16 protein-coding genes are annotated in these 14033 nt (G+C 50.7%); 8 read left to right on the forward strand and 8 right to left on the reverse strand.

Features of this window, described 5'->3' with window-relative positions:
- Positions 1 to 114: 114 nt before the first annotated feature.
- Complete coding sequence (gene sodA / locus D9736_RS11325; RefSeq protein WP_130215246.1) at positions 115 to 735, reverse strand: superoxide dismutase [Mn]; 621 nt, start codon at positions 733 to 735, stop codon at positions 115 to 117.
- 285 nt (positions 736 to 1020) lie between these two features.
- Here sodA and rhaT point away from each other — a divergent pair, with 285 nt between their 5' ends.
- Complete coding sequence (rhaT, locus tag D9736_RS11330; protein WP_130258347.1) at positions 1021 to 2055, forward strand: L-rhamnose/proton symporter RhaT; 1035 nt, start codon at positions 1021 to 1023, stop codon at positions 2053 to 2055.
- Here the strand turns inward: rhaT and rhaR are convergent.
- Both rhaR and rhaS read right to left on the reverse strand, forming a co-directional pair.
- Positions 2052 to 2900, reverse strand: coding sequence for an HTH-type transcriptional activator RhaR (rhaR, locus tag D9736_RS11335; protein ID WP_130258348.1), 849 nt, complete (start codon positions 2898 to 2900; stop codon positions 2052 to 2054). The genes rhaT and rhaR overlap by 4 nt on opposite strands.
- Positions 2901 to 2972: 72 nt before the next feature.
- Positions 2973 to 3809, reverse strand: a complete 837-nt coding sequence (gene rhaS, locus D9736_RS11340; RefSeq protein WP_130258349.1) for an HTH-type transcriptional activator RhaS — start codon at positions 3807 to 3809, stop codon at positions 2973 to 2975.
- A gap of 287 nt (positions 3810 to 4096) precedes the next feature.
- On the opposite strand from rhaS, the gene rhaB reads away from it, so the two are divergent.
- The 5 genes from rhaB (at position 4097) to rhaM (ending at position 9352) form a co-directional block, all read left to right on the forward strand.
- On the forward strand, positions 4097 to 5566 hold the full coding sequence (rhaB, locus tag D9736_RS11350; protein WP_130215236.1) for a rhamnulokinase: 1470 nt from the start codon (positions 4097 to 4099) through the stop codon (positions 5564 to 5566).
- Positions 5563 to 6822, forward strand: coding sequence for an L-rhamnose isomerase (gene rhaA, locus D9736_RS11355; protein ID WP_130215234.1), 1260 nt, complete (start codon positions 5563 to 5565; stop codon positions 6820 to 6822). The genes rhaB and rhaA overlap by 4 nt, the downstream gene beginning before the upstream one ends.
- A gap of 174 nt (positions 6823 to 6996) precedes the next feature.
- On the forward strand, positions 6997 to 7821 hold the full coding sequence (gene rhaD, locus D9736_RS11360; protein WP_130215232.1) for a rhamnulose-1-phosphate aldolase: 825 nt from the start codon (positions 6997 to 6999) through the stop codon (positions 7819 to 7821).
- 71 nt (positions 7822 to 7892) lie between these two features.
- Complete coding sequence (gene fucO, locus D9736_RS11365) at positions 7893 to 9041, forward strand: lactaldehyde reductase (protein ID WP_130215230.1); 1149 nt, start codon at positions 7893 to 7895, stop codon at positions 9039 to 9041.
- Positions 9038 to 9352: an L-rhamnose mutarotase gene (gene rhaM, locus D9736_RS11370; RefSeq protein WP_130258350.1), complete on the forward strand. Its 315-nt coding sequence runs from the start codon at positions 9038 to 9040 to the stop codon at positions 9350 to 9352. Before fucO ends, rhaM begins: the two co-directional genes overlap by 4 nt.
- Positions 9353 to 9446: 94 nt before the next feature.
- On the opposite strand, the gene D9736_RS11375 is transcribed toward rhaM, so the two are convergent.
- Positions 9447 to 10187 carry a MipA/OmpV family protein gene (locus tag D9736_RS11375; protein WP_130258351.1) on the reverse strand — a complete coding sequence of 247 codons (741 nt, stop codon included), beginning with the start codon at positions 10185 to 10187 and terminating at the stop codon, positions 9447 to 9449.
- A 124-nt stretch (positions 10188 to 10311) separates the two neighbouring features.
- Here D9736_RS11375 and D9736_RS11380 point away from each other — a divergent pair, with 124 nt between their 5' ends.
- The gene (locus tag D9736_RS11380) at positions 10312 to 11286 is read left to right on the forward strand and encodes a LysR family transcriptional regulator (RefSeq protein WP_130206642.1); all 975 of its coding nucleotides are present in this window, start codon (positions 10312 to 10314) and stop codon (positions 11284 to 11286) included.
- On the opposite strand, the gene D9736_RS11385 is transcribed toward D9736_RS11380, so the two are convergent.
- The gene (locus tag D9736_RS11385) at positions 11283 to 12419 is read right to left on the reverse strand and encodes an HlyD family secretion protein (RefSeq protein WP_130258352.1); all 1137 of its coding nucleotides are present in this window, start codon (positions 12417 to 12419) and stop codon (positions 11283 to 11285) included. The two genes, D9736_RS11380 and D9736_RS11385, sit on opposite strands and share 4 nt — an antisense overlap.
- 5 nt (positions 12420 to 12424) lie before the next feature.
- Positions 12425 to 12748 carry a DUF3302 domain-containing protein gene (locus D9736_RS11390; protein ID WP_130258353.1) on the reverse strand — a complete coding sequence of 108 codons (324 nt, stop codon included), beginning with the start codon at positions 12746 to 12748 and terminating at the stop codon, positions 12425 to 12427.
- A gap of 170 nt (positions 12749 to 12918) precedes the next feature.
- On the opposite strand from D9736_RS11390, the gene D9736_RS11395 reads away from it, so the two are divergent.
- Positions 12919 to 13245 (forward strand): hypothetical protein, encoded by a 327-nt coding sequence (locus D9736_RS11395; protein WP_130258354.1) that lies wholly within the window; start codon positions 12919 to 12921, stop codon positions 13243 to 13245.
- On the opposite strand, the gene D9736_RS11400 is transcribed toward D9736_RS11395, so the two are convergent.
- Both D9736_RS11400 and D9736_RS11405 read right to left on the reverse strand, forming a co-directional pair.
- Positions 13242 to 13652: a type II toxin-antitoxin system HicB family antitoxin gene (locus D9736_RS11400; protein WP_130206650.1), complete on the reverse strand. Its 411-nt coding sequence runs from the start codon at positions 13650 to 13652 to the stop codon at positions 13242 to 13244. The two genes, D9736_RS11395 and D9736_RS11400, sit on opposite strands and share 4 nt — an antisense overlap.
- 16 nt (positions 13653 to 13668) lie before the next feature.
- Positions 13669 to 13854, reverse strand: a complete 186-nt coding sequence (locus tag D9736_RS11405; protein ID WP_130258355.1) for a type II toxin-antitoxin system HicA family toxin — start codon at positions 13852 to 13854, stop codon at positions 13669 to 13671.
- Positions 13855 to 14033: the final 179 nt, after the last annotated feature.

The raw sequence follows: 14033 nt of genomic DNA on the forward strand, positions 1-14033 counted from the left end.
GGATCATTGTTTTTCTTTTGAAATTGATCACAAAAAAACCACCGTTATGCACGATGGTTTGTTTTTTATGCTGACACGAGGCGTCAACGCCTCATTACAGCAGACAAGATGCGATTATTTTTTCGCCGCGAAACGTGCCGCAGCTTCATCCCAGTTCACCACGTTCCAGAACTCTTTGATGTAGTCCGGACGACGGTTCTGGAATTTCAGGTAGTAAGCGTGTTCCCACACATCCAGGCCCACAATCGGGAAGCCGGAAGCGCCAGAAATGGCTTCGCCCATCAGCGGGGAGTCCTGGTTAGCAGTAGAAACCACCGCCAGTTTATCGCCTTTCAGCACCAGCCATGCCCAGCCGGAACCAAAGCGGGAAGCTGCCGCTTTTTCAAATTCTGCTTTGAAGTTTTCAACGGAACCGAAATCACGTTCGATAGCCGCTTTCAGATCGCCCTGCAGGGTGGTGCCTTTTTTCAGACCTTTCCAGAACAGACTGTGGTTAGCGTGACCGCCAGCGTTGTTGCGCAGAACGGTTTTTTTGTCTGCTGGCAGCTGGTCCAGTTTGGTGATCAGCTCTTCAACCGGCAGGTTAGCGAATTCTGGCAGGCTTTCCAGCGCCGCGTTGGCGTTGTTGACGTAGGTCTGATGGTGTTTGGTGTGGTGGATTTCCATGGTCTGCTTATCGAAGTGCGGTTCCAGGGCATCGTAAGCATACGGCAGGGATGGCAGGGTATAGCTCATATTCATCTCCAGTATTGTCGGGCGGCCGATTGTTAATGCCGCGTAAGCAGTTGGTTCATTATAGTTAATTAAATGATATTGAAAATGATTATCAATGCCGTACTTTTCATAGGGGAATGGTTTTGCAGGGAAATGTCCGAGATGTGAACCAAATCACCCACTTAATGCCGTGATTGCCAGTAAATCGGCAACGGCGGCAACAGGCGAAAGGTTAATCGACAGCACGATTTTTACACTCATCTCGTCGGAGATGTGACGCGACGAAAAAATGATGAGGATAAGAAGATGAGTAACGCGATTACGATGGGGATATTTTGGCATTTGATCGGCGCGGCCAGTGCAGCCTGTTTTTACGCTCCGTTCAAAAAAGTAAAAAAGTGGTCATGGGAAACCATGTGGTCAGTCGGTGGGATTGTTTCGTGGATTATTCTGCCGTGGGCCATCAGCGCCATGCTACTACCTGATTTCTTGGCATATTACAGCTCGTTCAGCCTCTCTACCCTGCTGCCTGTTTTTCTGTTCGGCGCTATGTGGGGGATTGGTAATATCAACTACGGCCTGACCATGCGTTATCTCGGCATGTCGATGGGGATTGGTATCGCCATTGGCATTACGTTGATCGTCGGTACGCTGATGACGCCAATTATCAACGGCAATTTCGATGTGCTGATTAACACCGACGGTGGGCGAATGACGTTACTCGGCGTACTGGTGGCGCTGATTGGCGTGGGAATTGTGACTCGCGCCGGGCAGTTGAAAGAGCGCAAAATGGGCATTAAAGCCGAAGAGTTCAACCTGAAAAAAGGGTTGGTGCTGGCAGTAATGTGCGGCATTTTCTCTGCCGGGATGTCTTTTGCGATGAACGCCGCAAAACCGATGCATGAAGCGGCTGCCGCGCTGGGCGTTGATCCGCTGTATGTCGCACTGCCAAGCTATGTTGTCATCATGGGTGGCGGTGCGATCATCAACCTCGGTTTCTGTTTTATTCGTCTGGCAAAAGTGAAAAATTTGTCGCTAAAAGCCGACTTCTCGCTGGCGAAACCGTTGATCATCCACAACGTATTGCTCTCGGCGTTGGGCGGTTTGATGTGGTATCTGCAATTCTTTTTCTATGCCTGGGGACACGCCCGCATTCCGGCGCAGTATGACTACATCAGTTGGATGCTGCATATGAGTTTCTATGTATTGTGCGGCGGTATTGTCGGGCTGGTGCTGAAAGAGTGGAACAATGCGGGACGCCGTCCGGTTACCGTGTTGAGCCTCGGTTGTGTGGTGATTATTATTGCCGCCAACATCGTCGGTATGGGCATGGCGAGTTAATCTTTCCGGGAATTGCGATGACGCCACTGGCTGGGCGTCATCCCGGTTTCACGGGTAAACACCACCGAAAAATAGTTGCTATCTTCAAAGCCACATTCTGTCGAAATATCACTGATTAACAGGCGGCTATGCTGGAGAAGATATTGCGCATGGCACACTCTGACCTGCCGCAGATATTGATTGATGGTCATCCCGGTCTGCTGGCGAAATTGCTGGCGCAAGACGCGTTCACTACACGCCGCCTCATCACAGAATTTATCCAGCGCAAAAGGACTTTTCAGGCTGGCCGCCAGCCGGGTAATCAGCTTATCCAGCAACGTTTCGCTGGATGTTGGCGGTAACGAATCACTGGTGTAGCGATGGCGCTTCAAAAGCATCACCAACTGCCCGAACAGTAACTCCGCCATTTCGTTGGCAAACGGCGCGGACTGACTGCTCTCGTGCTCAAGCTGCCCGATAACCTGCCGCACCTGCGCCATGCCCGCACTACCTAAACGCCAGTGTGGTTGTCCTGCGCTGGCGTTAAACCCTGGAATCGCCCCCTGCCAGTCGAGATTAAGCGTCAGCCGCTCCGGGCAATAAATAATGTTCTGCAAAACCAGATCGTTAACGGAAGCGTAGGAGTGTTTATCGTCTGCGTGGATATAAAAGAGATCGCCGCGGGTAATACGATGAGGACGATCGTTGAGCACGTGCAAACCGTTACCGCGCCAGACGATCACCAGTTCACAAAAATCATGTGTATGCTCGGCAAAGACATCCTGCGGATAACGATCAGCAACAGCGACCGCCTGCTGTTCGCTGGCAAAAAAATCTTTTTTACGAAGGACAAACTGATGAACCACCGTGCCACCTCAGCCAGAAGACGCGTTTGATTATTCATAAACTGGCGTGGAAATACGTTGAGAAGATTCGCGTTATTGCAGAAAACCATCCCGCCGCTGGCGAATATCTCGTGGTGACCAGTTAAACTCGCGGCGAAACAGCGTCGAAAAGTGGTTACTGTCGCTGAATCCGCAGCGATATGCGATTTCGGTCACGCTTTCCTCGCTATGACGTAAAAGATGACGCGCCTTCACCAACCGTAAACGGTTAAGGTAACGCTGGGGCGTCAAACCGGTTTGCTGTTTTAGCTGACGATGCAACGTGCGTAGTGACAGAGAAAATTGATCCGCCATCATTTCCCAATTCACCTCGTCGGCAAAATGCTCTTCCAGCCAGGCCAACAACAAGTTCAGGCGCGATTCGCGACTTTCCATGCTCTCCTGCAAACTGTTTTTACGCAGCAAGAGCAGTAATTGCATAAACAAAATCTCACCGCTGGCTTTCGAGGGTAAATCATTCGTTCTGTCCTGCTGTTCCAGTTGCGAAACCAGCTGCCGTACCTGCTGCAATATGCTGTGGCTCACGCGCCAATGGGACGGATATTGCCCCTCTTGCTCTTGCGGTAGAAGCTGATGCAGCCCGGCGAGAAACTGAAATCTATCCGGGGAGCGATACAGCACATTGGTCAAATACAGATTGTCCGTATGTTCATATAAATGCCGATCATGATCGCGCACGAAACAGATTGTTCCACCGGAGATGGTATAAGGCTGCCCATTGAAAATGTGGATACCCGTGCCATGTTCGACAATCACAATCTCATGGAAATCATGGTGATGTTCAGGAAAATCCACCTGTGGAAGCCGGGGTTCTATTGCCACAGACACGTTACCAGACGGAAAAAAATCCACGCAATGTAATACGTCCATATAAGCCTCCTGATGCCGTCAACATGGCGGAATAGTAATCAAGCGGTTTGGTTCTTACCTTAAACTTTCGACAGCAAAACACGTAAAAAATGTCGATTTTTCAAGATAAAGCGTGATTTTTCAGAAAATGCGGCAAACATCACACCACCACAATTCTGAAAATTGTGAACGCCATCACGTTCATCTTTCCCTGGTTGCCAGTGGTGTATTTTCCTGTCAGTAACGAGAAGGTAGCGAAGTCGGGCGCTTCTTAGACTGGGCGTAATGAAACTTAGAAGGATCTCATTATGACCTTTCGCTACTGCGTTGCCGTTGATCTTGGCGCATCCAGTGGGCGCGTAATGCTGGCGCGTTACCACCGTGAATGTCGCAGCCTGACGCTGCGTGAAATCCATCGTTTTACCAATGGGCTGTATTACCAGAGCGGCTATGCCACCTGGGATGTCGATAGTCTGGAAAACGCCATTCGCCTTGGGTTAAACAAGGTGTGTGAAGAAGGGATTCATATCGATAGCATCGGTATTGATACCTGGGGCGTGGACTATGTGCTGCTGGATCAACACGGTCAGCGCGTCGGTTTACCGATTGCCTATCGTGATAGCCGTACTAACGGACTGATGACATTGGCACAGCAGCAACTCGGCAAACGCGATATTTATCAGCGTAGCGGCATCCAGTTTTTGCCCTTCAATACGATCTATCAGCTGCGTGCGCTGACGGAGCAACAACCTGAACTTATCCCGCACATTGCTCACGCTCTGCTGATGCCGGATTACTTTAGTTATCGTCTGACCGGCAAGATGAACTGGGAGTACACCAACGCCACGACCACGCAACTGGTCAATATCAATAGCGATGACTGGGATGAGTCCCTGCTGGCGTGGAGCGGCGCCAACAAAGCCTGGTTTGGTCGTCCGACGCATCCGGGTAATGTCATTGGTCACTGGATTTGCCCACAGGGTAATGAAATTCCGGTGGTCGCCGTTGCCAGCCATGATACCGCCAGCGCGGTTATCGCCTCGCCGTTAAACGGTTCCCGCGCCGCTTATCTCTCCTCCGGCACCTGGTCATTGATGGGCTTCGAAAACCAGACGCCATTCACCAATGATGCGGCGCTGGCAGCCAACATCACCAATGAAGGCGGTGCGGAAGGCCGCTATCGGGTGCTGAAAAATATCATGGGTTTATGGCTTCTTCAGCGGGTGCTTCAGGAGCAGCAAATCAACGATCTCCCGACGCTTATCGCCGCGACACAGGCACTTCCGGCCTGTCGCTTCATCATCAATCCCAATGACGATCGCTTTATTAATCCTGAGGCGATGTGCAGCGAAATTCAGGCTGCGTGTCAGGAAACGGCGCAACCGATCCCAGAAAGTGATGCTGAACTGGCGCGCTGTATTTTCGACAGTCTGGCGCTGCTGTATGCCGATGTACTGCACGAACTGGCGCAGCTACGCGGTGAAGATTTCTCGCAACTGCATATTGTCGGCGGCGGCAGCCAGAACGCGCTGCTCAACCAGTTATGCGCCGATGCCTGCGGTATTCGAGTGATTGCCGGGCCAATTGAAGCCTCGACGCTCGGCAATATCGGCATCCAGTTAATGACGCTGGATGAACTCAACAATGTGGATGATTTCCGTCAGGTAGTAAGCGCCACCGCGAATCTGACCACCTTTACCCCTAATCCTGACAGTGAAATTGCCCACTATGTGGCGCGGATTCACTCAACACGACAGACAAAGGAGCTTTGCGCATGACCACTCAACTGGAACAGGCCTGGGAACTGGCGAAACAGCGTTTCGCGGCGGTAGGGATTGATGTCGAGGAGGCGCTGCGCCAACTTGATCGCTTACCCGTTTCAATGCACTGCTGGCAGGGCGATGATGTTTCCGGTTTCGAAAACCCGGAAGGTTCACTGACCGGCGGGATTCAGGCCACAGGTAATTATCCGGGGAAAGCGCGTAATGCCAGCGAGCTGCGTGCCGATCTGGAACAAGCTATGCGACTGATTCCTGGCCCAAAACGGCTTAATTTACATGCCATCTATCTGGAATCAGACACGCCAGTCTCGCGCGACCAAATCAAACCAGAGCACTTCAAAAACTGGGTGCAATGGGCGAAAGCCAATCACCTCGGTCTGGATTTTAACCCCTCCTGTTTTTCGCATCCGCTAAGTGCCGATGGCTTTACGCTCTCGCATCCCGACGACCGCATTCGCCAGTTCTGGATTGACCACTGCAAAGCCAGCCGTCGCGTTTCGGCCTATTTTGGCGAGCAACTTGGCACGCCATCGGTGATGAACATCTGGATACCGGATGGCATGAAAGATATCACCGTTGACCGTCTCGCCCCGCGCCAACGTTTGCTGGCAGCACTGGATGAAGTGATCAGCGAAAAGCTGAACCCTGCGCACCATATCGACGCCGTAGAGAGCAAATTGTTTGGTATTGGCGCGGAGAGCTACACGGTTGGCTCCAATGAGTTTTACATGGGATATGCCACCAGTCGCCAGACTGCGCTGTGCCTGGATGCCGGACACTTCCACCCGACAGAAGTCATTTCCGACAAGATTTCCGCCGCCATGCTGTATGTGCCGCAGTTGCTGCTGCACGTCAGCCGTCCGGTGCGCTGGGACAGCGATCACGTGGTACTGCTGGATGATGAAACCCAGGCGATCGCCAGTGAGATTGTTCGTCATGACCTGTTTGACCGCGTGCATATCGGCCTCGACTTCTTTGATGCCTCCATCAACCGCATTGCCGCGTGGGTCATTGGCACGCGCAATATGAAAAAAGCCCTGCTGCGTGCGTTATTAGAACCGACAGCCGAACTGCGCAAGCTGGAAGCGGCGGGTGATTACACCGCACGACTGGCGTTGCTGGAAGAGCAGAAATCGTTGCCGTGGCAGGCGGTGTGGGAAATGTACTGTCAGCGTCACGATACGCCAGCGGGTAGCGAATGGCTGGAAAGCGTGCGTGATTATGAGAACGCAATTTTAAGCCAGCGCGGGTAAACACTGCCGGATGCGGCACAAGTGCCTTATCCGGCTTACGGGTCAGCAACAGTTGTAGGTCTGATAAGACGCGACAGCGTCGCATCAGGCATTGATTGCCAGATGCGGCACGAGTGCCTTATCCGGCTTACAGGTCGTGCATCCGACAACACCGAATTTACAGGAACACAGAACATGCAAAACATTACCCAGTCCTGGTTTGTCCAGGGAATGATCAAAGCCACCACCGACGCCTGGCTGAAAGGCTGGGACGAGCGCAACGGCGGCAACCTGACGCTGCGCCTGGATGACGCCGATATCGCGCCTTATCATGACAACTTCCATCCACAACCGCGCTATATTCCATTAAGCCAACCAATGCCTTTACTGGCAAATACGCCGTTTATCGTCACCGGCTCCGGCAAATTCTTTCGTAACGTCCAGCTCGATCCAGCCGCCAATTTAGGCGTCGTAAAAATCGACAGCGACGGTGCGGGCTACCATATTCTCTGGGGGCTAACCCACGAAGCCGTCCCAACTTCTGAACTTCCGGCACACTTTCTCTCCCATTGCGAACGCATTAAAGCCACCAACGGTAAAGATCGGGTGATCATGCACTGCCATGCCACCAACCTGATCGCCCTCACCTATGTACTGGAAAACGACACGGCGGTCTTCACTCGCCAACTGTGGGAAGGCAGCACCGAGTGCCTGGTGGTATTCCCGGATGGCGTTGGCATTTTGCCGTGGATGGTGCCCGGCACGGACGAAATTGGCCAGGCGACCGCGCAGGAAATGCAAAAACATTCACTGGTTTTGTGGCCATTCCACGGCGTCTTCGGCTGCGGTCCGACGCTGGACGAAGCGTTTGGCCTGATCGATACCGCAGAAAAATCGGCGGAAGTATTGGTGAAAGTGTATTCGATGGGCGGCATGAAACAGACCATCAGCCGTGAAGAGTTGATAGCCCTCGGCAAGCGTTTCGGCGTCACTCCGTTGGCAAGCGCACTGGCGCTTTAACACCCCGTTTCGCATCTGGCGGCGCGGGTTATGCCGCCGAACAGAAGGATTTGCTCTTAAGGAGAATAATCATGAGTTTTATGTTGGCATTACCGAAAATCAGCCTGCATGGCGCTGGGGCAATTGGCGATATGGTAAACCTGGTTGCGAATAAGCAGTGGGGAAAAGCACTGATCGTTACCGATGGGCAACTGGTTAAGTTGGGATTGCTGAACAGTCTGTTCACCGCGCTGGATCAACACGAAATGTCTTACCACCTATTTGATAAGGTCTTTCCAAACCCCACCGAAGAACTGGTGCAAAAAGGCTACGCTGCATTTCAGGACGCCGCATGTGATTACATTATTGCTTTCGGTGGCGGTAGCCCGATTGATACCGCAAAAGCCGTAAAAATCCTTACCGCTAATCCAGGCCCTTCTACTGCTTACTCTGGCATTGGCAAAGTAAGAAACCCAGGCGTGCCGCTGGTGGCGATCAATACTACTGCCGGAACCGCTGCTGAGATGACCAGCAATGCGGTGATCATCGACACTGCGCGGCAAGTGAAAGAAGTCATCATCGATCCGAATATTATTCCTGATATCGCCGTGGATGATGCCAGTGTAATGCTGGAGATCCCGGCCTCCGTTACCGCTGCCACCGGTATGGACGCACTAACCCATGCCATAGAAGCCTATGTTTCCGTTGGCGCCCATCCGCTAACTGATGCCAACGCGCTGGAAGCTATCCGCCTGATTTCTCTGTGGCTGCCGAAGGCGGTAGAAGATGGTCATAATCTGGAAGCTCGCGAACAGATGGCTTTCGGGCAATATCTGGCGGGAATGGCTTTTAACAGCGCGGGACTGGGGCTGGTTCACGCACTGGCGCATCAGCCCGGTGCTACCCACAACCTGCCACACGGGGTGTGTAATGCCATCTTGTTGCCAGTAATCGAAAACTTTAACCGCCCGAATGCCATCGCACGCTTTGCCCGTATCGCCCAGGCGATGGGGGTCGATACGCGCGGGATGAGTGATGAAGCGGCAAGTCTGGAAGCAATTAATGCCATTCGAGTCTTGAGCCATCGCGTGGGTATACCTGCGGGATTTAGTCAACTTGGCATCAGCAAAAAGGATATCGAAGGCTGGTTAGATAAAGCCCTGGCCGACCCATGCGCACCATGTAACCCACGTACCGCCAGCCGCGACGAAGTGCGTGAGCTTTATCTGGAGGCGTTATGATCCGCAAAGCCTTTGTTATGCAAGTCAACCCGGACGCTCACGAAGAGTATCAGCGTCGGCATAACCCGATCTGGCCGGAACTGGAAGCTATATTGAAATCCCACGGCGCGCATAACTACGCCATCTATCTCGACAGCACGCGTAATTTGCTGTTTGCCACGGTAGAGATTGAATCTGAAGAACGGTGGAATGCGGTTGCCAGCACTGAAGTCTGCCAACGTTGGTGGAAGCATATGCAGGACGTGATGCCCGCTAATCCGGATAACAGCCCGGTCAGTAGCGAGCTGAAAGACGTCTTTTACATGGCATAATCCACTGCGGTGCCGGATCCCCCTCCGACACCGCGATGACAATTGATTAATATAGATTTCGCTGACGCAATTTATCCAACATCTCCCGGGTCAATTAAAAACGCCAGCTCACGCCGGTGACAAAGGTAAAACTCTCATTACGATCAATCATCGGGCTGTCGGTAATCTCTTCCGGCAGCTCGCTGTATCCGGCACTCGCCATTAATACGACGTGTTCTCCGATGGGGTATTTTGCCGTCAGGCTGACATATGGCACCCAGGCATCTTGCGCGGTATAACTCGCCAGACCGCTGCGACGAGACTCGCTCTCTGAAATGCCATAGTAATAGTCACTGAAATTCTCGTCATAATAGAGAACGCCAAGAGCAGGTGTCAGCGACAGGCGACCTATCTGCATTTTGTGGAATAACGATAACTCACCTACCCAACCGTTACTGTTATCCAGAACATCAGCCGCCGCAGAAGCTTTCACGGTCCCCCAACGCTCATGGTGATACCAGGCAACTCCCGCCATTGCCGTACTGTCACGCTTATCGAGTTGTTGCATAGCATGGTCGTCATTATCGGCAGGATCAAATTCCAGCGGCATCCAGGATGCGGTCAGGCTAAGTTCATTTTTTTCACTTTGCGACAGAATAAAACCTAACGTGGTCTGGCGGACATAAAAAGAATCGCCCTCATAACTGATCAGCGGAATTGCTTTGGTATTTTCATTATAACCGCGATAAGGCGATTCATTATAAACTGCGCCAGCACCAACAGATAATTCTGTGGCAGTTGCACTTGCCATAAAAGGCATAAAAAATAACGCCACAATATTGCGGTTAATTAACATATCCGACATTCCATTTTAAATTAAGATAAAAAAGAGTCGGCATAGTAATACTTACAATTTCTCCGGTGCAAGATTCATATTTATATAGTAATATATAAAATTATATATAAATTGGACTGTTGCGATGACAAAATTACAACTCAAGTACCGGGAGTTAAAAATTATCTCGGTAATCGCTGCCAGTGAAAATATCAGCCATGCGGCTACCGTACTTGGCATCGCGCAGGCCAATGTTAGTAAATATCTTGCTGATTTTGAATCAAAAGTGGGCTTAAAAGTCTTTGACAGAACCACACGGCAATTGATGCTGACGCCTTTTGGAACCGCGCTATTACCGTACATTAATGATATGCTCGACAGAAACGAGCAGCTTAATAATTTTATTGCAGATTATAAGCATGAGAAACGTGGTCGGGTTACCATCTACGCACCAACTGGCATTATTACCTATTTATCCAAACACGTTATCGACAAAATTAAAGATATCGGTGAAATCACCTTATCGCTAAAAACCTGCAATCTTGAGCGCAACGCCTTTTATGAAGGTGTCGAATTTCCCGATGATTGTGATGTTTTAATCAGCTACGCGCCGCCAAAAGATGAATCGCTGGTTGCCAGTTTTATTACGCAATATGCAGTAACCGCCTATGCCAGCCAAACTTATCTTGAGAAACATCCCATTAGCCGACCAGACGAACTTGAACATCACTCCTGTATTTTGATCGACTCGATGATGATCGATGACGCGAATATCTGGCGCTTCAACGTCGCCGGAAGTAAAGAAGTACGTGATTATCGTGTTAAGGGAAATTACGTTTGCGACAATACTCAGTCGGCGCTGGAGCTGGCGCGAAATCACCTGGGGATTGTGTTTGCGCCAGACAAAAGTGTGCAGAGCGACCTGCAAGACGGCACGCTGATCCCCTGCTTTCAGCAACCGTATGAATGGTGGCTGGATCTGGTGGCTATCTTCCGTAAACGGGAATACCAGCCCTGGCGGGTCCAGTATGTGCTGGATGAAATGCTGCGTGAAATTCGCCACCAGCTTGCTCAGTCGCAGCAACTGCGACCTGAACAAGCGGCGGAAAACAAAGATTAATGGTCGAGATAAAGGTAATGCACCCAGCTGGTCATGCGTAACAGCACTTTGCGCATAACCGAAACATGGCTGAAATGATCAGAGTAGACCGCCACCTGGGCGTAAATACCGTCTGGTAAAGCGCTCAAATCAGTATGCTCATCCAGCTCAATAGTCGCGATAACGCCATCTGAACCCGGCGCTGTGTTTAACGACTGTAAGGTGCCGGTCGACTGATAAGCCCCGCCGGGAACAGCTGGACTGATGGCTGCCAGTTTACCGCTGAATACCTTACCTGGCAGGGCATTAAACACCACTTCCGCATCATCGCCGGGGGCCAGGCGCAGCAAGGAGTTCTGGCGGAACTGCGCCACAATTTGTCGTTTCTGATCGGGTATAAACACCATTACCGGACGCAGCGGCAGCGACGCGGCATACGTTCCTGGACGAATCAATACCTGGGTCACGTAACCATCGCTCGGCGCACGCACTATCGTCTGCTCAAGGTTATATTTTGCTTCCGCAAGCTGCGCTTTCAGGCTGGCGATTTGTGAATGTTCCCCCAACACCAGGCTATCCAGTTGGCTCTGGATCTGCTTTTGTTCCGCTGCCGATGACTTCACTGAGGCTTCCTGCGCCAGATAATTTTGCCGCGCCACATCGATATCCCGTTCTGAAAACGGATTTACTTTTGCCTGACTGCCGCGTGCGTAACGCTGATACTCTTTAGCGAATTTATCCCGCGTGACCTTTGCCTGCTGGGTATTCGCCGCCATCTCATCTAACTCTGCACCTAATGCCCGCTGCTTATGTTCTGCGGTAACGATATCCGCCATCAGCCGATCTACCCGTGCCTGATAACGCGTCGGGTCCAGTCGGAATAGCACTTCGCCTTTTTTAATCAGCGTATTTTTCTTATCCGTCACTTCAATCACCACGCCTGTCACCTGCGGGACAACAGGAATGGAAATAACCGCTTTTTGCGCTTTAAAGGTGTATGGATGGTTATAGTTCATTAATAGAATTAAGCCGCTGACAATAAATATGCCGCCCAGTGCCGCTGTAGGGATGGTCCATTTATTCACGGGGATTTTAAAAATCTTAAACATTGCCCATGCGAAAGCCACATAGGTCAAAATAATCAGTAAATCCATAAATATTACTCGGTAGAAGGAGCTTTCATGTCGGCGAGCTGTTTCTCCAGCCCGGCAATGCGCTGCTGCAATTGCATAACGGATGAATCATGGCTTTGCATTCCCCATCCCCGCTCCGGGCGGTAAAGCGTGGCCCAAATCCACAAAAAGGGCCAGATAACGTGCAGCGTAAAAAGACTCACCCAACCAGCAACATGAATGGCGTCGGCATGAGGATGATTACGTTTTTTGGCAATAAGGTAGGGAATATCATGTAAAATAATGATCCCATAGAAGATCACCAGAAATACAAAAATAAGCACTCCCAGTGCAAAATAATCCAGGAACATATTTTCCTCAGAGAATATAAAAAAGAACAATTAACGCATATTATGAAATGCCATGAAGCAGTGCAATTTCCTTATTTATATAACGACATATTGTTTTTTATATACTTTCTGAAATGTGCTGCCTGGCTTTTAAACAGGTCGAGGCTTATCATATTGAAATAATGGAACTATTGTCTAAACTAATGAATAACTCCAGTAAAACATCCACAGTACAGATTAAGCGTATTAAACCTTCAATTATCTACCGTTTATTATTGATTGGTCTCGGAACGCCAATGGTGATTTACGGCCTGGTTTGCGGCGTTTTAGGCATGTTTGGCTACGACCAGGTGAGATGGAACGACACCGTGATCCACGGCCTGCTGGCCCTGCCCGCAGGAATGCTTGCAGGCCTGTCAGTCAGTGTGTTCCTCACCGTGGTGATTGGCACTATCGCTTGTTTTGGTTTGTGGTTGTACAGCCTGGTTCGCCCGCTCACCATCGAAACACGAGATTAAACTCCTGGCAAAACACGCCGGGCAGCTTCCGCCAGAAATGCACTTCTGTTGGCGTAGTCTGGGTTATTGCGCACGTAGGTATCAATCTTGTTCAGTAACCTTTTCGGCATCGTAATATTGATACGTTCAGCCCGACCTTCGAACTGATTCATATTGATATCCACCAGCAACCATTGCCCGCCAATAAAGTCCTGCGCCTGCTGAGCCAGATGTTCGTCTACGGAGCCAGGAAGAGGCAACTCTTCATTCATCTCGCACAAGGTTTCAAAGTGTGCGACCAGTGCGCTTCGCGCATCCTGGAAAGCGTCATCAAGCGTATCCCCGGCAAAATAACAGCCAGGAACATCAGGGAAAAAACCGCTGGCGCTACCGTCGGAATCGCTATGGATATAGGCGGGATAAAACATATTGCCTCCTGAAATTTTAAAATGTTAAACCAGCCTGACGCTCAATTTGTGCCAGCGTGCCTGGCTTAATATCTTTTTTAGGATGCGGGACCGTCACCAGGCCCGGATGAACAGGATGGCGAAACTGATGATGACTGCCACGGGTTCGAATATGTTCCCAGCCATGCTGTTTCAGGATGGCGATCACGTCTGCACTTTTCACATCCCTGTCCTTCCATGATTATACACATGATACACATATAATTAGCGATAACAATCACGATAGCGCGATTTATAGAGGCCGTCAGGTGGCTAAAATTGATTCAGGAATGTCGCTCGGAAGAAGAATAACGACGTGCAGTAACTTGTTGAAAAAATGCGAGGAGACTCGCAATTTACGTA

It is taken from the genome of Escherichia sp. E10V10, from assembly GCF_004211985.1.
Taxonomy (GTDB): Bacteria; Pseudomonadota; Gammaproteobacteria; order Enterobacterales; family Enterobacteriaceae; genus Escherichia.